Source organism: Martinezella tropici, assembly GCF_008370325.1.
GTDB lineage: Bacteria > Pseudomonadota > Alphaproteobacteria > Rhizobiales > Rhizobiaceae > Rhizobium > Rhizobium tropici_B.
The window spans coordinates 300,202-321,143 of the sequence record NZ_VNIP01000011.1 but is presented as its reverse complement, the minus strand read 5'-3'; the positions used below and the strand labels follow the sequence as shown (position 1 = coordinate 321,143).

The following is a 20,942-nucleotide window of genomic DNA, read 5'->3' as shown; positions in this document are numbered from 1 at the left end:
GCCTGCTGGTTCATGGCTTACTGAAACGCCGTTTCGAAGAAGCTGCGCAGCTTGCGCGAATGCAGCGCTTCCGGCGGCATGGCGGCCAGCTTCTGGATGGCGCGGATGCCGATCTGCAGATGCTGGTTGACCTGGGTGCGGTAGAAGGCGGTCGCCATGCCCGGCAGCTTCAATTCGCCATGCAGCGGCTTGTCCGAAACGCACAGCAGCGTGCCGTAGGGAACGCGGAAGCGGAAGCCGTTGGCGGCGATCGTTGCCGATTCCATATCGAGCGCGACTGCGCGGGCCTGGGACAGCCGCTTGACGGGGCCGGCCTGATCGCGCAGTTCCCAGTTGCGGTTGTCGATGGTGCCGACGGTGCCGGTGCGCATGATGCGCTTCAGTTCGAAGCCCTCGTAGCCGGTGATCTCGGCAACTGCGGCTTCCAGCGCCACCTGCACTTCGGCAAGCGCCGGGATCGGCACCCAGACCGGCAGGTCGTCGTCGAGAACGTGATCCTCGCGCATATAGGCATGGGCGAGCACATAGTCGCCGAGCCGCTGGCTATTGCGCAAGCCCGCGCAATGGCCGAGCATCAGCCAGGCATGCGGGCGCAGCACGGCAACGTGGTCGGTGATCGTCTTGGCGTTGGAGGGGCCGACGCCGATATTGATCATGGTGATGCCGGCATGGCCCTTCTTCTTCAGATGGTAGGCCGGCATTTGCGGCAGCCGCGGCGCGATCGCATCGCCCTCCGGCTGGCCGGAACCAGCCTTGGTGATGATGTTTCCCGGTTCGACGAACTCGGTATAACCATCGCCGCCGCTTGCCATCAGGTCGCGCGCCCATTTGCAGAATTCGTCGATATAGAACTGATAATTCGTGAACAGCACGAAATTCTGGAAATGCGCCGCGCTGGTCGCCGTATAGTGGACGAGGCGGGCCAGAGAGTAGTCGATGCGCTGCGCGGTAAACGGCGCAAGCGGCGAGGGCTCGCCCGGCGGCGGGATATATTCGCCGTTGGCGATCTCGTCATCGGTCGTATTCAGATCGGGCGTGTCGAAGAGATCGCGCAGCGGAATATCTTCGAAAATAGTGGCGGATGCTTCGACATGAGCACCTTCGCCGAAGGCGAAATGGATCGGAATGGGCGTATTCGATTCCGATACGACCACCGGCACATTATGGCTGCGCATCAGGAGCGTCAGCTGCTCCTTGAGATAATGCTTGAAGAGCTGTGGGCGCGTGATCGTTGTCGTGTAGACGCCGGGCGCCGTGACATGGCCGTAGGAGAGGCGCGAGTCGACATGGCCGAAGCTGGTCGTCTCGATGCTGACCTGCGGATAGAAGGCCCGGTAGCGCGCGGTGATCGGCGCGCCCTTGGCGAGCATGGTGAAATTGTCGATCAGGAACGCCGTATTGCGCTCGTAAAGCTCCGTCAACGCTTCGACGGCTTTGCCCGGATCATCGAAGGTCCGCGGCTGGAACGGGCTGGGAGAGGAGATGTCGAGGGGTGAAAAAGGAGAGATTCTGTTGCTCATGAGCCATTATAGAGTGTCGTTGATTACAAGCAAACGACGTTGCAAGAGGTGGCCCGGATTCTCGCAGCTATTTTGCAGCCTGCGCAGGGTCGTTGCGCAGGCAGTTCGTCATTGCACCGTCGTGCAATAAGGCGTGCCGGTCTCTACGCAGGTGAAGCTTGCCCCGAAATGCGATTGCGCGCCGCTGCGGCCTGCGTGGTCGACCGCAACCGAGAAGCTGAATGCAAAGATGGCGGCAAACAGCATGATGATGACGAAACGCCGTGCTATGATGATCGAGTCCATGTCCTTGGCCCTACCCGTGCCCTATACTGGACACTGTTTTGCCATGGTCAGGCTGAACAGGTGCTGAGATACCGGTTCATCCGGCGTTCAGAAATATTACCAATCTCGAATGGTCGCCTGCGTGTGTCCGCGGGGAAATAAGAGCAGGCCTGCCGACCGTGGCGGGCAGGCCGATCGTGTTTCCTGGATAGGAAGTCGCCTTTTTACAACCTCGTCCAGGTCTGCGACTTGCAGAATATCTTGAGCACGCAGCCCCTCATCTTGACGCTATTGCCGCTCACGGTGCCGGAGCCGCTATAGGTCTTGTTTTCGGAAGGGTCGGTAAGCTCGCCCGTATAGCTGTCGCCCTTGCCCTGCATCTTGCCGATTTGCTTGCCGGCATATTTCCCGGTCTTCAGCGTCACGCAATAGCTGTCCGAGCAGGGCACAATGGCCGCGGTATCGCCCTCGACTGTTTTCCAGTTGCCGACGATCGGCTCTTCGGCGAGCGCCGCACTTGCGCTCAGCAGCAGTGCGGCAGCAAGAATGGTGGCACGGATCATGGTGTTATTATTCCTCCCCTAAGGCGCCATCCGGCTCCATGGCCGGAAACGTGGCGAGATTATCTAACGCGAACGTAAAGGTAAACACGGTTTTCAGCACGCAGTCTCCTGTGTCGCCGGCTATCAATGCGTCATCAAAACAAGCCATCGGATTGAACTGCGCTCATTTTGTGGTGAAGGAAGGGTTTAAATCCAAATCCTAACGGAAGGTTAAGCCCGCCCGAAAATCCTTAATTTGCAAGGGAAGCGATGTTTAACAAAATCCCAAATTTACCAAGCATTTGCACTTTGTTTGCATCGAATTAATCATGCATTTTAGGCGTTTTTTGAAAGCCGTCTGCGATAGTGAAGCCATCAAACGAGCGGGGCAAACCCGCCGGCCGGAAGAACCGGAAAGCCGCGAACGACGGCAAGGTTCGGAACGGAAAACAGGGCAGATACGAACAGAAGTAAAACAGGGATAGTACCGATGGCACGCTTCGAAACGACCATGTCTGGAAATGCCATGATGGGTGGTAACAGCGCCGATGCCCTTTGCGAACTGGGCGTGAACTACGCGACCGGCAGGGGCTGCGCCGCAGACCTGGTTGCCGCCCACAAATGGTTGAATATCGCCGCCATCCGTGGCAGCGAGCGCGCCGCCGAGCTTCGCGCCGACGTCGCCGCGACCTTGACCAAGATGCAGCTCGCAGCAGCGCTGCGCGCCGCCCGCGAGTGGATGACCACGCACTGAGGCGTGCCGCAAACGATACGACGTACTGACCGATCTCGAAGGAGGGGCGTCGGCGGTCGACGGGAGGCGAACGCCGAAATGATGAAAACCGCGACCGGCCGGAACAAGGCAGGCGCGGTTTCGTCGTTTAGAGCTTAGCCAATCGCCTTCAACACCTTCGGCAATGCCTCGGCCAAGAGATCGAGATCCTGTTTGGGGCCGACGCTGACACGTATGCAGCGGTTGAGCGGCGCCACGCCCGGCATGCGGATGAAGACGCTATGCTGGATCAGCCCGTCGACGATCGCGCGCGCATAGGTGCCGTCGCGGCCGCAATCGATAGCGACGAAGTTGGTGGCGGAGGCGAGAGGCAGCAGTCCGTTGTCGCGGGCGATCGCACCAATGTCCTCACACGCCGCGCGGATCTTGCCGACCACTTCTGCGAGATAGGCCTGGTCTTTCAGCGCGGCCAGAGCCGCCACGGTTGCGAGCCTGTTCATGCCGAAATGGTTGCGGATCTTATCGAAAGTCAGCACCGTCTCCGGCGCGCCGATGGCATAGCCGACGCGGGCACCGGCCAGCCCATAGGCCTTGGAGAAGGTGCGGGTGCGCAAGACATTCGGCTGGTCGATCAGATCAGAGATATCAGGAAGCGAGCTGGCAGGCCCGGTCTCGCTATAGGCCTCGTCGAGGATCAGCAGGCAGTTTTCCGGCAGCGCGCGGGCAAACGCGACGATTCTGTCGGCCTCCCACCAGCTTCCCATCGGATTGTCGGGATTGGCGAAATAGACGAGCGGCGCATTCTCTTGGCTGACGGCTTCGAGCAATCCATCGAGATCCTCGCGATCATTGACGTAAGGCACGGTAACCAGGCGCCCGCCGAAGCCGGCGACATGGAAATTGAAGGTGGGATAGCCACCGAGCGAGGTGACAACGGGCGTTCCCGGTTCGATGACCATGCGGGCGATGAGGCCGAGCAGACTGTCGATGCCTTCGCCGACGGCGATATTGGCGGATTGAACGCCGAGATGTGCCGCAAGCGCCTGTTTCAGTTCGAAGTTTTCCGGATCGTTGTACATCCAGATGTCGCCTGCCCGTTCGCGCATGGCAGCGATGACGGAGGGCGCCGGCCCAAAGCCGCTTTCATTGGCGCCGATGCGGGCTTTTACTATCGACCCACGCTGACGCTCCAGCGCTTCGGGGCCGACGAAGGGGACGGTAGAGGGAAGGGTGCTGATCAGCGGCGTGAAGCGCAAGAAGGCGGACATGCTGGCTTTGTTTCCCGAATTCAGTTGCTGGGCGCCGCAGAATAGGCGCTTGGCGGGTGGTTGCAAGAGCGGTGAGGTATTCGTCGGATCGCGCCACTTGCAGTCATCGCAGCTGATGAAGGACCACCTGTTCGATAGTCCATAAAAGCCGAGGAAATGCGCTTCACCTGACGATAGCGCATTCCCCTTAATGTATATAGGGTCGGAACGGCAGCGCCCTTTCGGCTACCACCGTTGCGGCTACAAACCTGCTTCGGCCATCCAGAGCTCGGCATCTGCACCGCCCGGAATTCGTAGAGGGGCAGATGGATCGGTCGCAGCCCGCCAGACCGCCTCCGCTACGTCCGGCGCATGGGTCACGGGACCGCTGTCGTCCTGCACCGCCCTTACAAATCGCTGGATCAGTGGCGCATAATCCGGATCGTCCAAACCACGCAAATGTGGACGCGCGTTCTCCCCAAAACGGGTTTCCGGCGAACGGCCTGGCAAGACAATATGCACCCGGACACCAAACGGCTCCAGCTCCACCGACAAGGATTCGGTGAAGGCGTTCACCGCTGCCTTGCTCGCCCGGTAAATCCCAACCACCGGCAACGTCTTGACCGTAACCGTGGAGGTGACGTTGACGATGACTCCGGCCCGGCGTTGCCGCATCTGGGGCAATATGGCCTGAACCATCGCCAATGTGCCGATCGTATTTGTCTGGAATAGCGACTGCACCGTCTCCGGCGCAGTCAGCTCGATTGGTGAGGGCGCTCCGAAACCGGCATTGTTGACCAATACGTCTATCGGACCGGCACCCTTTACAGCCTCTGTGATGCTTGCTGGATCGGTCACGTCGAGCGCGAGAATACGCATGCGTTCGGAAACCGGTAGTAGCTCAGGTTTGGGTGTGCGCATTGTCGCGATCACATCCCATCCACGTTCAAAAAACAGTTTCGCAGTCTGTAGGCCGAAGCCAGACGAGCAACCAGTGATCAATATTGTGGACATGAGCTTCTCCAAACAAAAGGAATGATGCCATGGTAGTGACCGAACAAGAGACTTTATATACGCTGCAGTCTCCATTTCTTTAGCAACAGTCCTGATTATGACAGTCGATCCTCTTGCCGAAATCGTCACACTGCTGCAGCCGGCCGCGCGCTTTTCGAAGCTGGTGGAATGCGCCGGCTCCTGGCGAATTCATCGGGAGGCCACAGGCGAACCATTCTATTGCGCAATCCTTGAGGGGCATTGCCGCGTAACGTTTGGAGGACATCAGCCTTTCATCCTCCGGGCCGGTGATTTCGTGCTCGTGCCCGCCATGCGCGACCTTGTCAACGAGAGCCTCGACGCACCGGCCGATCTGTCCGCCATGGTTCCGACGCAGTTGAGTGGTGGCCATTTCCGTGTCGGCCGCCTTGAAGGGCCGCCCGATCTGCGCATGCGCATTGGGCATTGCAGCTTCGGCGCGCCGGATGCGGCCTTGCTCGTTTCCCTCTTGCCTGATGTGGTTATCGTTCGCAATGAGCCCCGACTCGCTACGCTGATGCAATTAGTCGGCGACGAAACACGTGAGCGGCGGCCGGCGCGCGAACTCGTGCTGGAACGGCTGCTGGAAGTGTTGTTGATCGAGGCATTGCGATCCGGCACGGAAGCAACGGTCACGTCGAGCTTGAGCCGCGGCCTTGCCGATGAACGCCTGGCTGCAGCACTTCACGCGATGCATGCGCGTCCTGCCCATCCTTGGACTGTGGCGGATCTTGCAGCCGAAGCGGCCCTGTCCCGATCGGCTTTCTTTGCGCGTTTCAGCCGCGCCGTTGGCCTACCGCCAATGGAATATCTATTAGCTTGGCGCATGGCTCTTGCAAAGCAGCTATTGCGCAGCCGCGAATTGGGCATGGATCAAGTGGCCGAACGCGTAGGCTACGGATCAGCAAGTACTTTTAGCGTCGCCTTTGCGCGATACGCAGGCACGCCGCCCGCTCGATATGCCCGCAGGAGCCTAAGAAGCGATTGAGGACGTGAGGTCATCAACTAGAACCGAGAGACGATCCCGCCAGGCTAATATTGGAATGGCGGCTCAAGGCAAACACAGCCGCCGGCTGCGTTCCCAGATCTCACCAAATTATACCGATCGCCTTCTGCCGCGCGCAGCTAGCGCCTCTGCATTGCCGATCATGAAATCGGCGCGCACGACGCGGCGCAGCGTTTCCGGTTCGATCAGGTTGATGAAGCGGACGTGGACGCGGTTTTCGTTGCGGCTGACCTCGGCGCAGGCAATGCGGTAGGCGAGACCGAGAATGTTCAGGTAGTAGTGGCTCGGCAGGCCGACGGTCGTGGCGACGGTAAAGCTGGCGCCGCCGCGCGAGATGTCAGTGATTTCAGCGCTGCGCATGGAAATGCCGGTCAGACAGGGACGGACCGCCACGAGACGCGCCGGCCTCTGGACATAAAACCGTTCCCAGCTTCGTTCATAGACTTCGGATTTGACTTTCGCCAGATGAGTTGCGCGAAGCATTGTCATTCCCTGTTGAAGAACAGACCGAATTCATCTCGGTTACTCCACGAACCTTGCACGGAGATTTTGCGGAAGCGTCAATTCCATCGGTAGAATTTTAACGGCTCGGTCTTTTGTCCCGATTTGAACGCATCTTGACAGCAAAACCAGCTTCGATCATACGAATTGACGGTTCGAGGCGCCTGCCGCTCGCGGATGAAAATCCAAGGTGAAGTCTTCGCAGTTTTGGTCACAGCCATTTAGGGCATGCTGACTGACGGTAATGCGAGCTCCGTTTCACAGTCGTAATTGCGTGCCTTAGCAAAGGCTGATCCTATGACGACGACTTATCCGTCCATAGATGAATTGAAGGCTCAGGCCCGGCGTCTGCGTCAGGCCATGGCCGAACGCGGCGACGACATGAGCCACAGCATGGCGCTGGAACTCGTTGCGAAGCAACATGGGCTGCGCGATTGGAACACGCTATCGGCGCTCGCCACGAAATCGAATGACGGGCCGGATGCGCCCTTCGATGTCGGCTCCGCCGTGCGCGGGCGCTATCTGAACCAACCCTTCACTGGCAAGGTTCTGGCGATGTCGGCGAAGTCAGGCGGGCTCTACAGGATCACCATTCACTTCGACGAACCGGTCGATGTGGTGGAATTCGAGAGCTTCTCGGCATTCCGCCAGCGCATCAACGCCCAGGTCGACGCCGACGGCATTTCGCCGCGCAAGACATCGAACGGTGTGCCGCACCTGGTTCTCGACGTCTGACTTCATCCTTCATCATCAGATCGCTATCTTCGCCGCCCGCGAGCGATTCCGTCCGGACACCACCATGACGCACACTATCGAAAACAATATGTTCCTCACCGGCTGGCTCCCTGGCGTCTTTGTCAAGACAGCCGCGCCGATCATCGTCATCACCACGGTCAGCGGCCTCTTTGCCGTCGTCGACGCCTATTTCCTCGGCGTCTACGTCGGCGCCGACGCGCTGTCCGCCGTCAGCCTCATCTTTCCAGCGCTCATGCTGCTGATAGCACTGCAGACGCTGGTTTCAAACGGCATGGCGAGCATTCTCGCCCGCCGTCTTGGTGCCGGAAATCGAGCTGGGGCGAGATCGGTATTCACCGGCGCCCATACGCTGGTGATCGCAGTCATCGTGGCAATCAACCTCATCTACTGGCTCGCAGGCCGGCAGTTCATTGCCGCGGCTGCGGCGGGAAACGCCGATGTCGCCCGCAATGCTGAAGCTTTTATGGGCGTCATGGTCGCCTTCGCGCCGATCAGCTTCTTCCTCTCGCTGCACCTCGACGGCCTGCGTTGCGAAGGTAAGCTCGGCTTCATGACGCTGGTGACGCTTGCCTCGACACTGCTCAATATCCTGGCAAACTGGTTGTTGATGGCTGTCGCTCATTGGGGCGTGGTCGGCTCCGCCGGCGGCTCGATCCTGGCGCAATTCATCTGCCTGATGATCGTCATCATCTATCGCCTGCGTCGGCCAAATGGGCTTTGGGTCGACATGGCACTGCATGTTCGCGAATGGCGGGGCATCTTTGCCTTCGGCGCACCAATGAGCCTCGGCTTCATCGGCATTTCGCTGAGTTCGGCCGCCATCCTCTTCAACGTGTCGGTCTGGCACCAGGGAGATTATGTCGCGACCGTCGGCGCCTACGGGATCGTCACCCGCGTGATGACCTTCGCCTATCTGCCGCTTCTGGGCCTCAGCATCGCGCTGCAGACCATATCCGGCCATAATCACGGCGCCGCACTTCCGGCGCGCGTCGGCCATAGCGTTGTCATCGCCATGATCTCGGCTCTGGTCTACTGCGCCGCCGTCGAGCTCATCGTCGAGCTGCTGGCGGGACATCTGGGCTCGATCTTCGTGGCCGATCCCGTGATCGTCGAGGAAGTCGGCCGCATCCTGCCCTGGACGATCGGCGCCTATTTCCTCTTCGGCCAGGCGATCATCCTGTCGTCTTATTTCCAGTCGATCGGAGATGCGAAACGCGGTGCGATCTTCGGTCTGTCACGGTCCTATCTGTTCACCCTGCCGCTGACATTCCTGTTGCCTCTCATCTTCGGCGAGCGGGGTATCTGGATGACGCCGATCTTCGCGGAGGCGGGGATGATCGTGCTTACCTGGCTGGTGCTGTCGCGCAATGCCAGGGATCGGGGCTGGCGCTATGGCCTGATGCCCGCGTGAAATGGAAAAGGCCGCGCTTTCCGGCGCGACCTTTTCGTTACGAGCCTATGTCATCAGTCATTTAGGACTTGAGCAGCCATTCATGCTCGACGGCATTGTGGAATTTCCAGATGCGCTTCGGACCAGCCATGACGTTGAGATAGTAGAGATCATAGCCATGGCAGGCGGCGCAGGGATGATATCCCTTGGGCACCAGCGTCACGTCGCCATCCTCCAGCACCATGACTTCGTCGAGCGACCGATCGTCCGTATAGACGCGCTGGAAGCCGAAGCCCTGCGGCGGGTTAAGGCGGTGGTAGTAGGTTTCCTCCAGAAAGCTCTCGTTCGGGAGATTGTCCTGATCGTGCTTGTGTGGCGGATAGGACGAGGTGTGTCCGCCCGGCGTGATCACTTCCACCACCAGCAACGAATGTGCAGCACCATCGTCCTCCGGCATGATGTTGTTGACATGGCGGACATTGGTGCCCTTGCCGCGCGTCAGCGCCGGATGCGTGCCCGGCGGAATGGCGCGGGCTTCATAGGAGCCGCCGCCCGGTGCCGAGCAGACGGCAAGTTCCAGATCCGTCTCGGCAGTCACCGACCAGCTCGATCCAGAGGGAATATAGAGCGCGTGGGGCGCGCCCTCGAATGGGCTCATGCGGCCGCCGAGCGAGCCGAAATCCTTTGTGCCCGCCTTGGCGCTTCCTTTGCCGCTGACCCATACGAGGCAGACTTCACGGTCGCCGGTCTCGGCCGAAGCGGTTTCGCCGGGCTTCAGGCGGTGGAGATCGAAGCCGACATAGGTCCAGCCGGCGCTTTCGGGCGTGACATGGGTGACGCGGCCATGGGAGCCATCAGGTTTGACCTTGAGATTGGGCATGGTTCTTCCTCCATTGCTTGGAAGAGCGCCCCTCGCCAGCCTTCGACGAAGGAGAGGGGCGCTCATCGCTAGCTATCCCTTGGGAAAGCCTTCGGTTTCCACCGTGTAGCCTGCCGCTGTCATGACGCGCATCAGCTCGGCATGGCCGATCTCGGCCATCTTCTGCGGCGGCGCCTTGCGTGGATCCTGTTCGGCCTCGACAACGAACCAGCCTTCATAGCCGTAGTCGGCGAAACGCTTGACGATAGCGCCGAAATCGAGCGAACCGTCGCCCGGCACCGTGAACGCACCAAGCGCGACGGCATCGAGGAAGGACTGACGGCTGCGGTCCAGCCCATCGACGACGGACTTGCGGATATCCTTGACGTGAACATGGTTGATGCGGGCATGATGGTTGTCGATGGCGCGCAGCACGTCGCCGCCGGCAAAGGCAAGATGGCCGGCGTCGAGCAGCAGTGGAATGCCTTCGCCGGAATTGCTCATGAAGGCGTCGAGTTCCGGCTCGGTTTCGACGACGGCCGCCATGTGATGGTGGTAGGAAAGCGGCATGCCTTGTTCGGCGCACCATTCGCCGAATTCGGTGACGCGGCGGGCATAGGCCTTCATTTCGTCATCCGAAAGGCGTGGCTTGGTGGCGAGCGGCTTGGAACGGTCGCCCTGGATCGAGCGGCCGACTTCGCCATAGACGATGCAAGGCGCGTTGACGGCCTTGAACAGCTCGATCATCGGCGCGATGCGGTCCTTGTTGGCCGCCAGCTCCTCATTGACGAGCGTGCCCGAAAACCAGCCACCGCAGAGCGTTACGTCGGCGGCGCGCAGGATCGGCAGCATGTCATCGGGATTGCTCGGAAAGCGCCGGCCCTGTTCCATGCCGGTGAAGCCCGCGCCGCGCGATTGGCGGAGGCATTCTTCGAGGGATACGTCGTCGCTGAGCTCAGGAAGATCGTCGTTCCACCAGGCGATGGGCGACATGCCGAGTTTGGCCTTCATCAATGGTCTCCTTGAAAATACTGTTGGAGGAGCCAAAGCTCCTCCAGAAATAGGACGGAAATCGATCAGCCGATGCGCTGGGAGGCGCGGGCTTGTTCATAAGCGGCGCGGGCTTTGTTGACCTCGGCACGCGGGCTGACCTCGGGAACGGCGACATCCCACCAGTGGCCACCTTCGTCCGTCGTAATCAGCGGATCGGTGTCGATGACGATGACCGAGCTGCGATCGTTCTTCTTCGAGGCTTCGATGGCTTGTTCCAGTTCGGCGATCGAAGCGACCTTCACGGCAATCGCGCCCATGCTGGCCGCATGTGCCCGGAAGTCGATCTCCGGCATTACTTCGAAGCGTGAGTCCTTCAGCAGATTGTTGAAGTTCGCGCCGCCGGTCGCCATCTGCAGGCGGTTGATGCAGCCATAGCCGCGATTGTCGAGCAGGACGACGGTGATCTTCAGGCCGAGCATGACGGAAGTCGCCAGCTCGGAATTGAGCATCATATAGGAGCCGTCGCCGACCATGACGACCACATCCTTGTCCGGCCGCGCCATCTTGACGCCGAGCCCGCCGGCAATTTCATAGCCCATGCAGGAGAAGCCGTATTCCATGTGGTAGCTGCCGGGCACTGTCGCCGGCCAGAGCTTGTGCAGCTCGCCGGGCAGGCCGCCAGCGGCGCAGACGAGGATGCTGTTCCCGCCGCTGAGCGTGCGCGTCACGGCGCCAATGACCTGGGCGTCGGAAGGCAAGGCGGCATTCGTCGTCGCCATCGCCTTGGCGGCGGCTTCCATCCAAATCTTCTTTTCCTGCGTCGCCTTCTCGGCCAGCGATGCCGGCGCGCGCCAGCCCGTCAGGCCGGCGGAAAGCGCTTTCAACCCCTCGCGCGCATCCGTCACCAGCGGGTGACTATTGTGCTTGAGCGCATCATAGGCTGCGACATTGAGGCCGATCATCGCCAGCTTTTCGTTCTTGAACAGCGCCCAGGAGCCGGTGGTGAAATCCTGGCAACGGGTGCCGACGGCAATCACCAGATCTGTATCCTCGGCAATGGCATTGGCCGCCGATGTGCCCGTCACGCCGACCGAGCCCAGCGCTAAGGGATGCGTCTCGTCGATGGCCGACTTGCCGGCCTGCGTCACGACGACAGGGATGCCGTGGGCTTCGGCGAAAGCGGCGAGTTCCTTTGTCGCCTGCGAATAGAGCACGCCGCCGCCGGCCAGAATGACCGGCTTTTCCGAACGGCGGATCAGCGCGATCGCGTTGGCAAGTTCGTCGGCATCCGGCTGCGGGCGGCGCTGCGCCCAGACGCGTTCTTCGAAGAAGCTTTCCGGATAGTCGAAGGCTTCGGCCTGCACATCCTGGCACAGCGACAGCGTCACAGGACCGCAATCTAGGGGATCGGTCAGCACCTGCATGGCGCGCTTCAGTGCAGAGATGATCTGCTCGGGGCGGGTGATACGGTCAAAATAGCGCGAAACCGGGCGGAAGGCGTCGTTGGCAGAAACCGTGCCGTCGCTGAAATCCTCGATCTGCTGCAGTACCGGATCGGGTGCGCGGTTGGCAAAGACGTCGCCGGGCAGGAACAGGACCGGAATGCGGTTGACGTGTGCTACGCCGGCGGCCGTGACCATGTTCAGCGCGCCGGGGCCGATGGAGGTCGTGCAGGCCATGAAACGCTGACGGAAGCTCGCCTTGGCGTAGGCGATAGCGGCATGCGCCATGCCTTGCTCATTATGAGCGCGGAAGGTCGGCAGCTCCTCGCGCACCTGATAAAGCGCCTCGCCGACGCCGGCGACGTTGCCATGACCGAAGATCGCCCAGACGCCGCCGAAGATCGGCTGCTTTTGCCCGTCGATGATGGTCATCTGCTTCTTGAGGAAATGCGCGACGGCCTGTGCCATCGTCAATCGGATCGTCTTGCCCATCGGGCGCCTCCCAAATGCCGTATCTCTTTGTTCAAGCAAATCCGGACGCAAAACCGCTATGCACTTTTGCTGGAATTGCTCCAGGATTTCACAGATAGCGGGTTTTCAGCCACGCATCCGTCAGTTGGCGGAAACGGCCGGCCATGTCGGCAATCGCTTCCTCGTCATTCATGCCGCCCGAAAGCCACGCACGGGCTGCATCGGAGAAGATGGTCCGCCCGACGGCGAAACCCTTGACCGAGGGCGCGGCGAGCGTCGCCTCGAAGCTTCGGATCAATTCCTCCGCCGGCGCCTCCAGTCCAAGCAGCACGATACCACGGCACCATGGATCATTTTTGGCGATCACGGCATCGATTTTTTTCCAGGCAGCGGTCGATTCCTGCGGCTCCAGCTTCCACCAGTCCGGCTTGATGCCGAGCGCGTAGAGCTCTTCCATTGCCGTCGGAATGGTGTCGTCGGTCAGCGGCCCGTTCTTGCCGGCGATAATCTCGACAAGAAGTTCCCGGCCGACCTTGCGTGCTGCTTCGAACAGCGTGCGCAGTTTTTCCTGCTGCTCCGCCTTCAACTCCTTCGGATCGTCCGGATGATAGAAGCACAGGCATTTGATGCAGTGATTGAGCGGCCATTCGACGAGCTGCGAGCCGATATCCTGGCTGAATTCGAATTTCAACGGTTTCGATCCCGGCAGCTCGACGGGGCGTCCGATCCAGGAGAAATCCTTCGTTGCCGCATCGAAGAAAGCGTCACGCCCAAAGCGTTCGTCGATCAGCATGCCATAGCCGGATCGTCCGGCGGCGACCCGCGCCGCCGCTTCGACGGCAAGCCGCTTGAAGGCGACGATCCTGTCATGGCCGACGCCCAGTTCATCGCAGACACTGACGAGCTGCGAACGATGATCGATGGCAAGCGCCATCAGCAACGGGATTTCGTCGCCGCGGCGGGTCGTGGCCCAATGAATGTGGTTGATCGCCTCGTCCTTGCGCAGCGCCCTATGCTTGCTGCCCGTCTTCAGGAAGAAATCGAGTTCCGTCCAGGTTGGATATTCCGGTGAGCAGAGCAGGCGGGAGACGGCAAAGGCACCGCAGGCATTCGCCCAGGTGGCGCAGGTCTTCAGCGGTTCGCCACGCAGATAGCCGCGCAGGAAGCCGGACATGAAGGCATCGCCGGCGCCGAGGACATTGAACACTTCGATCGGGAAGCCCTGGCCGACGATGCCGGCCTCGAGATCGTCGGCGATCGGGCCGTCATAGACGATGCAGCCCATGGCGCCGCGCTTGAGCACGATGGTCGCCGGAGAGAGTCGGCGGATTTCCTTGAGTGCGCCGAGCACGTTGTCGACGCCCGAGCCGATCATGATCTCCTCTTCCGTGCCGACAATCAGATCGCAATCCGGCAGCGTCTCCCTCAGCTTCGAGGACACGCGATCCGACTTCACATAGCGCTCGAAACCTTCGGCATGGCCGGCAAGGCCCCAGAGGTTCGGCCGGTAGTCGATGTCGAAGATCACCTTGCGGCCGTAAGCCTTGGCGATGCGGATCGCCTTGCGTTGAGCCGCCTCGGTATTGGGCTTGGAGAAATGCGTGCCTGATACCAGAACCGCGCCTGAGGATTTGATGAAATTCTCGTCGATATCGTCTTCATTCAGCGCCATGTCGGCGCAGTCGGACCGATAGAAGATCATCGGCGAGACGCCCTCGGCCTCGACCGCGAGCAGCACCAGCGCCGTCAGGCGCTCTTTGTCCGTCGCGATCCCGTCGATGGCCACACCCTCGCGCGCCGCCTGTTCGCGGATGAAGCGGCCCATCTGCTCGTCGCCGACACGCGTGATCAGGCCGGATTTCAGGCCGAGCCGCGCCGTGCCGATGGCGATGTTGGCCGGGCAGCCGCCAACCGATTTGGCGAAGGAAGCAATGTCCTCGAGCTTCGAGCCGATCTGCTGGCCATAAAGATCGACGGAGGATCGGCCGATGGTGATCACATCGAGTTTTGTCTCCGGCTGAGCGCCAGGATTGTCGTGTGCCATGATGTCCTCCCGTCGGGGCATGACCTCTGTCGCTCTACAGCCTGCGCCGAGATCATGCGTTATTAAAAGTGCCGGTGTTCGTTTCGTCCCGGTTGCGATCGATCGGGCGGCCACCTCCCGTGGCCGTGATCCTGGTCGTAGTGAAACATTGGTTCCGATATTTTGTCAATTCGGAATATTTATTCCATTTTCGTTTTGTCTGCTTTTATTGTGCCTTTTCGCCGGCGTTCTGCAATGGCGACCGGAAAGGCCATGATCAGCGCCATCGATGCCGATAGCGAGCGGAAGCCGGCAAAATCCGACTCGGCGACCTCGAACCAATGGGTTGAGCACGCGGTGAGCGGGGAAAAGGCCGAATCGGTGATGGCGATGACGGGCACATTGCGCGAGGCAAGATCCTGCGCCTGCGCGAGACTGTCGGCGGCGTATGGCGAAAAGCTCGCGGCGATCGCTGCGTCCTTCTCGGTGGCGAAGCGGGCAATCTCACCGTCGATGCCGTTGGGCGAGGCGACGATCTGGTGGCGTATGTTCAGCTTGGAAAAGGCGTAGGTCATATGTGCCGTCAGTGGATAGGAGCGGCGCTTGGCGATGAGATAGATCGTCTCGGCTGCGGCAAGGACATCCACCGCCTTGGCGAAACGCTCCGTCTCGATGGTTGCGGCGAGCTTGTTGATGGATTGGCTTGCGGCGGACAGAAAGCCGGAGAGAATGCCGGCGTCCTCATCCTGAATACCGGAGCGCTCCAGCGTCACCAGCCGTTCTTCGTAGCTTAAAGTGCGATCGCGCAGCCTTTCCCGGAAGATGCTCTGCAGGTCGGAGAAGCCCTCGTAGCCGAGGTGATGAGCCAGGCGCACCAGAGTGGAAGGTTGAACCTCGGCTGCGGCCGCAATGCTGGCCGTTGTGCCGAAGGCGATTTCATCGGGATTGCCAAGCGCAAAGGCGGCGACCTGCGCGAGACGCTTCGGCATGGCATTCTTGCGCTCTATAATGATGCTGCGCAGGCTTTCGAAGTCGCGCGGAACTCTCGTCTGCGTCTCGATATTATTGTCCATGCGCCATCCTTAAGCTCCCCCAGCACCCTCAATGAAACAAATATTCCATATTTGCAACGATACCGGATTTTGATTCGTTCAGCACGAAATATTTTAAGCGACTGCTTTTAAATAGATAAATATGAATATCATGCTTTGGCGAGAGTTTCGGGCTGATGAGTACGCTTGTCAAAACGGTCCAAATATTCCAAAAATCCTCCCACTTCGGGAGCAGGTTGAGGAGGAAGACCAAATGAAGCCGTTGGGCGTTGGATTGATCGGGACCGGCTATATGGGCAAATGCCATGCGCTGGCGTGGAATGCAGTGAAAACCGTGTTCGGCGATGTCGCGCGGCCGCGCCTGGTGCATCTCGCCGAAGCCAATGCCGATCTGGCAAAGGCGCGAGGTGATGAATTCGGTTTCGAAAAGGCAACGGCCGACTGGCGCGAGCTCATCGCGGACCCGGACGTCGATGTCGTCTCCGTCACGACTCCCAACCAGTTCCACCCGGAAATGGCGATCGCAGCGCTTGAAGCCGGCAAGCATGTCTGGTGCGAAAAGCCGATGGCGCCGTCCTATGGCGATGCCGAGCACATGCTGGCCACGGCCAAGACCTCCGGCAAGGTCGCAATCCTCGGCTACAATTATATCCAGAACCCGGTGATGCGGCACATCAAGGCGCTGATTGCTGAGGGCGCGATCGGCGTGGTCAACCATGTCCGCGTAGAGATGGATGAGGACTTCATGGCGGATCCGAACTGCCTCTTCTATTGGAAGAGCGAGCTTGCCTCCGGCTATGGCGCTCTCGATGATTTCGCCGTGCATCCGCTTTCTCTGCTCTGGTTCCTCTTCGGCCATGTCGAGGCCGTCATCACCGATATGATGAAGCCCTATGCCGAACGGCCGCTGAAGGATGGCGGCCGCCGCGCCGTCGAAAACCACGATCTCGCCAATGTGCTGATGCGGCTTGGCGGCGGCATTTCCGTCGTGCTGATGGCCAATCGCTCGGCCTGGGGCCGCAAGGGGCGGATCGCCCTGCAGATCTTCGGCTCCAAGGGCTCGATCTCCTATGACCAGGAGCGCATGAACGAATTCGAGCTCTACCAGGCCGAGGGCAGGGACAGCGAGCAGGGCTTCCGCAAGGTGCTGGCCGCTCCCGTCCACAAGCCCTACGACCGTTTCGTCCCGGCACCCGGCCATGGACTCGGTTTCAACGATCTGAAGATCATCGAATGCCGCGAGTTGATCCGCGCTATATCAGGCCAGCCTGCGTCGGTCGTGGCTTTCAAGGATGGCCTGCGCATCGAGAAATCGGTGCATGCCATGGCACAATCCTTCCACGAGCGGCGCTGGGTGGAAATCGAGAGCTGAGCGTTCGGCCTAATTTTCTCCCGATCCGGGGCGCAGGGTCAGCCATGATTGACGCTTGCAGATGCAGGCGTTACCCCTGAAGTCCATAGGCATCCCCCGCGTTGCGTGGAGGATCGCTATAATAACAATGGAGTACGGATCGTGACGGGCAGATTGGTCATAGTCGGGGCCGGGCAGGCGGGTTTCGCGCTCGCGGCCAAATTACGTGGGCTGGGTGATTCGAGGCCGATCACCATCATTGGCGCAGAGGAAAGCCTTCCCTACCAGCGGCCGCCACTGACCAAGAAGTACCTGCTCGGCGAGATGACCTTCGATCGCCTGCTGTTCCGGCCCGAACATTGGTATGCCGACAACAATGTCGAAATCCGCGCGTCGACCTGGGTCGAGCAGATCGATCGCGCCGCAAAGCAGATCGTCATGCAGGACGGCTCGAGACTGGATTACGACACACTGGCGCTTGCGACTGGCGCGACGCCACGCCACCTGCCGCCATCCGTCGGCGGTGCGCTGGAGGGCGTCTATCTCGCCCGTGACAAGCGCGATGCCGATCTCCTTGCCGGCGAGATGCGCCCCGGACGCCGGGTGCTTATCATCGGCGGGGGGTATATCGGGCTCGAAGCGGCCGCCGTCGCGCGCCATCGCGGCCTCGAAGTGACCCTCATCGAGATGGGCGACAGGATCCTGCAGCGTGTCGCCGCCAAGGAAACCGCCGATATTTTCAGGGCCATTCATCAAAAGCATGATGTCGTCATTCGCGAAAAGACCGGATTGAAGCAGCTCATCGGCCGCAATGGCCATGTTGCTGCCGCGGAACTTTCCGACGGCTCGACGATCGATGTCGATTTCGTCGTCGTCGGCATTGGCGTTGCGCCCAATGACAGGCTCGCCAAGGAAGCCGGCCTCGAGGTTGGCAACGGCATCGTCGTCGATTCGTTCGCCCGCACCTCCGATCCCTATATCTTCGCAGTGGGCGATTGCGTGGAATTGCCATGGGAGGGTGGGCGCATCCGCCTCGAATCAGTGCAGAACGCCGTCGACCAGGCGGAGGCTGCGGCCGAAATCATCGTGGGCAGCGAAAAAGCCTATGATCCGAAACCATGGTTCTGGTCGGATCAATATGACGTCAAGCTGCAGATTGCCGGTTTTAATCTGGGCTATGACGAGACGCTTCTGCGCCCCGGCGCTCGCGAGGGCGCGGCTTCGATATGGTATTTCAAGCAGGGCCGCTTCATCGCCGTCGACGCGATAAACGATGCAAAGGCTTATGTGACGGGTAAAAAGCTCCTGGAAGGCGGCGCCAATCCGTCCAAGGCGATCCTTGCAGACCCGGCGGCCGATTTGAAGCAGCTATTGGGCTAATATAAGTTTTCAAGTCGGACGGACCGCGTTCCGGCCGACAACCGGCTGCCGCCGAATCTCGGAAAAGAACGCAGCCGAAGGCGAAAAAGCGCTTGCGTCGATAAATGAATGGCCCTATCAGGGCCGCACCGGAGAGGTGGCCGAGTGGTCGAAGGCGCTCCCCTGCTAAGGGAGTATACCAGAAATGGTATCGTGGGTTCGAATCCCATCTTCTCCGCCATTTTCCCAAAATATTATTGCATTGATCGTCGTCAGTCCCGCAAACGAAATTATCGGCTTGCCGGCTTGGGATACCGCGATGTCTGCGGCTTCCGTTTATGCGGGGGCAGCTTCCCGTCGGGTCCGGAGCCTTCCTCGATTCGGCAGCCGTATGCGACCTCAGGACATGGATTGTGGATGCCGTGCGGCCCGGCTGCGAATCGCGCGGCGAGAATCGTTCGGGCGCTTGCTTCGATTTGGGACAGCTGCAAGCAAGACTTGTCCGTCCACACTACCGGAAGTCGTCGCCTGAAGTGACGCAGATGGCTTGCCTGCTGTCGCGGAGGTCTCGAAATCGCCGCGGATTGGCCATTTTGCTGCCGTTTGCCTATCCCGGGCCTCCTTAATCATGTGCCGCCTAAGTACCGGTAGATTAAAGGATTTCTTAACGAAGTCTAAATCTATGTGGCAGCGGTGTTGCCAACTTGTGTCCTTTCGGCAACAGGACTTGCGGAAGGTTCACGCAAATCCCCCTTTCGGAGAAGATGTCGATTGCGTGACAGAGCACGTCTTGTATTTTCACTCTCGGAAGCGAGGGCGATTGATCGTCCACTTCTTGAAACGCGAGAATGAGACAGGGAATACCTTCGGGTAGTTCTCATTTTCGAGATAAAACTTTGACTGGAGGTCAATATGAACATCAAGAGCCTTCTTCTCGGCTCCGCTGCTGCACTCGTAGCAGTTTCCGGTGCTCATGCAGCTGACGCTATCGTCGCTGCTGAGCCGGAGCCGCTCGAATACGTCCGCATCTGCGACGCCTACGGTGCTGGTTACTTCTTCATTCCGGGCACGGAAACCTGCCTCAAGATCGGCGGCAAGGTCCGTACCGAAGGCAAGTGGTACGACGCCTACAGCCCGGACAGCCATTATGGCACTCTCTGGCACACTCGTGCCGAGTTGAACGTCAACACCGCGACCGACACTGAATACGGTCCGCTGAAGACCGAAACCATCATCCGTTGGGACTGGAACGACGGCAACGCCACCTCCACCAACCTGCTCTGGGCTTACATCAGCCTCGGCGGCTTCACGGTTGGTAAGACGGACTCGCAGTTCAACCAGTTCACCGGTTATGCTGGCGACGTCATCAACGACGACGTGGTCTATGACGGCCCGTATGAATTGAACCAGATCACCTACAACTATGACGCCGGCAACGGCTTCACGGCTGTGATCTCGGTTGAAGACAGCAACTCGGGTTCGGGTGCAACCGGTTCTAACGGCGAAGACAGCCACAACCACTACGCTCCTGACGTTGTCGCAGGTGTTGGCTACAAGGCCGGCGCATGGGGCTTCAAGGTCGTCGGCGGTTACGACTCGATCGTTGAAGAAGGCGCCATCAAGGCTCGCGTTGACGCTGACTTCGGCGCATTCTCGGCCTTCTTGATGGGCGGCTGGAACACCGATGGCGACAAGCTGAACAAGTATGCTGGCGCTGGCGGCGGTGGTGCTGCCTCCGGCATCGGCTGGGGTGACTGGGCTGTTTGGGGCGGCGTTGGCGTTCCGATCAATGAAAAGCTGAAGTGGAACCTGCAGCTCGCCTACACCGACTCGAAGATCTTTGCCGCTACCACGAACGTCAAGTGGAACCCGGTCAAGAACCTGCTCATCGAGCCGGAAGTCTCCTACACCAACTGGGACTCCATCAATCAGGACCAGTGGGCTGGTATCCTCCGCTTCGAGCGTAACTTCTAATCTGATTTGACCTCGGTCATAAGATTTTCACTACGGTGAAGGGAAAGCCCGGCCATTGGCCGGGCTTTTTCTGTGCGTGCAAGTATTAGCAAACTAAAATACCGTATTCTTTACGGGCATGCCGCTGTCGTTAAATACAACCCTCTGAATTCGGTGGTTTTTAGCTGATCCAGAGTAGAAGTCGGCTTTCGATGCGTCTGCTGTATGACGGTTTTGCGACGTGATTTTTGTGCAACGCACACTTTGAAACGCCCGTCACAATTGCTGATAGTCTATCTCTGATATTGCTCTGAAAAAAACGATCTGTAGGTTCCAAATCGGAAGCAAGACTTACTGTCTTGGTTCTCCCAGATCAGGGGTCAACTTTTAAAACTAGGTGGGGTAGGGCGCGTCGATTTTTTCGGCGTGATTTCTCGTACCTAATTGA

The 20,942-nt window shown here is 59.8% G+C and carries 18 protein-coding genes and 1 tRNA gene; 8 read left to right on the top strand and 11 right to left on the bottom strand.

Translation table 11 applies throughout. The features are described 5' to 3' along the window. Positions 1-17: 17 nt before the first annotated feature. The 3 genes from FP026_RS22440 to FP026_RS22435 form a co-directional block, all read right to left on the bottom strand. Positions 18-1,520, bottom strand: a complete 1,503-nt coding sequence (locus tag FP026_RS22440) for an AMP nucleosidase (RefSeq protein ID WP_149636794.1) — start codon at positions 1,518-1,520, stop codon at positions 18-20. 108 nt (positions 1,521-1,628) lie between these two features. Continuing rightward, on the bottom strand, positions 1,629-1,805 hold the full coding sequence (locus FP026_RS30305) for a hypothetical protein (protein WP_188112656.1): 177 nt from the start codon (positions 1,803-1,805) through the stop codon (positions 1,629-1,631). 203 nt (positions 1,806-2,008) lie between these two features. Beyond that, positions 2,009-2,347 (bottom strand): DUF2147 domain-containing protein, encoded by a 339-nt coding sequence (locus FP026_RS22435; protein ID WP_149636793.1) that lies wholly within the window; start codon positions 2,345-2,347, stop codon positions 2,009-2,011. 469 nt (positions 2,348-2,816) lie between these two features. Between FP026_RS22435 and FP026_RS22430 the strand changes: the two genes are divergently transcribed. Next, on the top strand, positions 2,817-3,080 hold the full coding sequence (locus FP026_RS22430; protein WP_149636792.1) for a sel1 repeat family protein: 264 nt from the start codon (positions 2,817-2,819) through the stop codon (positions 3,078-3,080). Positions 3,081-3,214: 134 nt separating this feature from the next. On the opposite strand, the gene FP026_RS22425 is transcribed toward FP026_RS22430, so the two are convergent. Both FP026_RS22425 and FP026_RS22420 read right to left on the bottom strand, forming a co-directional pair. Then, entirely contained in the window at positions 3,215-4,327 is a 1,113-nt protein-coding gene (locus tag FP026_RS22425) for a pyridoxal phosphate-dependent aminotransferase (RefSeq protein WP_149636791.1), read from the bottom strand. A 240-nt stretch (positions 4,328-4,567) separates the two neighbouring features. Then, positions 4,568-5,320, bottom strand: coding sequence for an SDR family oxidoreductase (locus tag FP026_RS22420; protein WP_149636790.1), 753 nt, complete (start codon positions 5,318-5,320; stop codon positions 4,568-4,570). A 97-nt stretch (positions 5,321-5,417) separates the two neighbouring features. On the opposite strand from FP026_RS22420, the gene FP026_RS22415 reads away from it, so the two are divergent. Next, entirely contained in the window at positions 5,418-6,326 is a 909-nt protein-coding gene (locus tag FP026_RS22415; protein ID WP_149636789.1) for an AraC family transcriptional regulator, read from the top strand. Between the two features lie 108 nt (positions 6,327-6,434). On the opposite strand, the gene FP026_RS22410 is transcribed toward FP026_RS22415, so the two are convergent. After that, entirely contained in the window at positions 6,435-6,833 is a 399-nt protein-coding gene (locus tag FP026_RS22410; protein WP_188112655.1) for a PilZ domain-containing protein, read from the bottom strand. A gap of 309 nt (positions 6,834-7,142) precedes the next feature. Here FP026_RS22410 and FP026_RS22405 point away from each other — a divergent pair, with 309 nt between their 5' ends. Continuing rightward, on the top strand, positions 7,143-7,580 hold the full coding sequence (locus FP026_RS22405) for a glyoxalase superfamily protein (RefSeq protein WP_149636787.1): 438 nt from the start codon (positions 7,143-7,145) through the stop codon (positions 7,578-7,580). Between the two features lie 64 nt (positions 7,581-7,644). Then, positions 7,645-9,012, top strand: a complete 1,368-nt coding sequence (locus FP026_RS22400) for an MATE family efflux transporter (RefSeq protein WP_149636786.1) — start codon at positions 7,645-7,647, stop codon at positions 9,010-9,012. A 61-nt stretch (positions 9,013-9,073) separates the two neighbouring features. On the opposite strand, the gene iolB is transcribed toward FP026_RS22400, so the two are convergent. From iolB to FP026_RS22375, 5 genes are all read right to left on the bottom strand, one after another. Then, the gene (gene iolB, locus FP026_RS22395) at positions 9,074-9,871 is read right to left on the bottom strand and encodes a 5-deoxy-glucuronate isomerase (protein WP_149636785.1); all 798 of its coding nucleotides are present in this window, start codon (positions 9,869-9,871) and stop codon (positions 9,074-9,076) included. A gap of 72 nt (positions 9,872-9,943) precedes the next feature. Then, positions 9,944-10,861 (bottom strand): myo-inosose-2 dehydratase, encoded by a 918-nt coding sequence (gene iolE, locus FP026_RS22390; RefSeq protein WP_149636784.1) that lies wholly within the window; start codon positions 10,859-10,861, stop codon positions 9,944-9,946. A 65-nt stretch (positions 10,862-10,926) separates the two neighbouring features. Beyond that, positions 10,927-12,777 carry a 3D-(3,5/4)-trihydroxycyclohexane-1,2-dione acylhydrolase (decyclizing) gene (gene iolD / locus FP026_RS22385; protein WP_149636783.1) on the bottom strand — a complete coding sequence of 617 codons (1,851 nt, stop codon included), beginning with the start codon at positions 12,775-12,777 and terminating at the stop codon, positions 10,927-10,929. An 88-nt stretch (positions 12,778-12,865) separates the two neighbouring features. Then, positions 12,866-14,800, bottom strand: a complete 1,935-nt coding sequence (locus tag FP026_RS22380) for a bifunctional 5-dehydro-2-deoxygluconokinase/5-dehydro-2-deoxyphosphogluconate aldolase (RefSeq protein ID WP_149636782.1) — start codon at positions 14,798-14,800, stop codon at positions 12,866-12,868. 179 nt (positions 14,801-14,979) lie between these two features. Further along, positions 14,980-15,852, bottom strand: coding sequence for a MurR/RpiR family transcriptional regulator (locus tag FP026_RS22375; protein WP_149636781.1), 873 nt, complete (start codon positions 15,850-15,852; stop codon positions 14,980-14,982). Positions 15,853-16,084: 232 nt separating this feature from the next. Here FP026_RS22375 and FP026_RS22370 point away from each other — a divergent pair, with 232 nt between their 5' ends. The 4 genes from FP026_RS22370 (at position 16,085) to FP026_RS22355 (ending at position 20,515) form a co-directional block, all read left to right on the top strand. After that, a complete protein-coding gene (locus FP026_RS22370; RefSeq protein ID WP_149636780.1) occupies positions 16,085-17,203 on the top strand; it encodes a Gfo/Idh/MocA family protein in 1,119 nt (372 codons plus the stop codon). 141 nt (positions 17,204-17,344) lie between these two features. After that, entirely contained in the window at positions 17,345-18,562 is a 1,218-nt protein-coding gene (locus FP026_RS22365) for an NAD(P)/FAD-dependent oxidoreductase (protein WP_149636779.1), read from the top strand. A 130-nt stretch (positions 18,563-18,692) separates the two neighbouring features. Beyond that, positions 18,693-18,782, top strand: a tRNA-Ser gene (locus FP026_RS22360). Positions 18,783-19,453: 671 nt separating this feature from the next. Next, on the top strand, positions 19,454-20,515 hold the full coding sequence (locus tag FP026_RS22355) for a porin (protein WP_149636778.1): 1,062 nt from the start codon (positions 19,454-19,456) through the stop codon (positions 20,513-20,515). Positions 20,516-20,942 lie beyond the last annotated feature (427 nt).

Coding starts and splice junctions, on each gene's coding strand:
- FP026_RS22440 (WP_149636794.1), bottom strand. CDS start 1,520: ATGAGCAACAGAATCTCTCCTTTTTCACCCCTCGACATCTCCTCTCCC.
- FP026_RS30305 (WP_188112656.1), bottom strand. CDS start 1,805: ATGGACTCGATCATCATAGCACGGCGTTTCGTCATCATCATGCTGTTT.
- FP026_RS22435 (WP_149636793.1), bottom strand. CDS start 2,347: ATGATCCGTGCCACCATTCTTGCTGCCGCACTGCTGCTGAGCGCAAGT.
- FP026_RS22430 (WP_149636792.1), top strand. CDS start 2,817: ATGGCACGCTTCGAAACGACCATGTCTGGAAATGCCATGATGGGTGGT.
- FP026_RS22425 (WP_149636791.1), bottom strand. CDS start 4,327: ATGTCCGCCTTCTTGCGCTTCACGCCGCTGATCAGCACCCTTCCCTCT.
- FP026_RS22420 (WP_149636790.1), bottom strand. CDS start 5,320: ATGTCCACAATATTGATCACTGGTTGCTCGTCTGGCTTCGGCCTACAG.
- FP026_RS22415 (WP_149636789.1), top strand. CDS start 5,418: ATGACAGTCGATCCTCTTGCCGAAATCGTCACACTGCTGCAGCCGGCC.
- FP026_RS22410 (WP_188112655.1), bottom strand. CDS start 6,833: ATGACAATGCTTCGCGCAACTCATCTGGCGAAAGTCAAATCCGAAGTC.
- FP026_RS22405 (WP_149636787.1), top strand. CDS start 7,143: ATGACGACGACTTATCCGTCCATAGATGAATTGAAGGCTCAGGCCCGG.
- FP026_RS22400 (WP_149636786.1), top strand. CDS start 7,645: ATGACGCACACTATCGAAAACAATATGTTCCTCACCGGCTGGCTCCCT.
- iolB (WP_149636785.1), bottom strand. CDS start 9,871: ATGCCCAATCTCAAGGTCAAACCTGATGGCTCCCATGGCCGCGTCACC.
- iolE (WP_149636784.1), bottom strand. CDS start 10,861: ATGAAGGCCAAACTCGGCATGTCGCCCATCGCCTGGTGGAACGACGAT.
- iolD (WP_149636783.1), bottom strand. CDS start 12,777: ATGGGCAAGACGATCCGATTGACGATGGCACAGGCCGTCGCGCATTTC.
- FP026_RS22380 (WP_149636782.1), bottom strand. CDS start 14,800: ATGGCACACGACAATCCTGGCGCTCAGCCGGAGACAAAACTCGATGTG.
- FP026_RS22375 (WP_149636781.1), bottom strand. CDS start 15,852: ATGGACAATAATATCGAGACGCAGACGAGAGTTCCGCGCGACTTCGAA.
- FP026_RS22370 (WP_149636780.1), top strand. CDS start 16,085: ATGAAGCCGTTGGGCGTTGGATTGATCGGGACCGGCTATATGGGCAAA.
- FP026_RS22355 (WP_149636778.1), top strand. CDS start 19,454: ATGAACATCAAGAGCCTTCTTCTCGGCTCCGCTGCTGCACTCGTAGCA.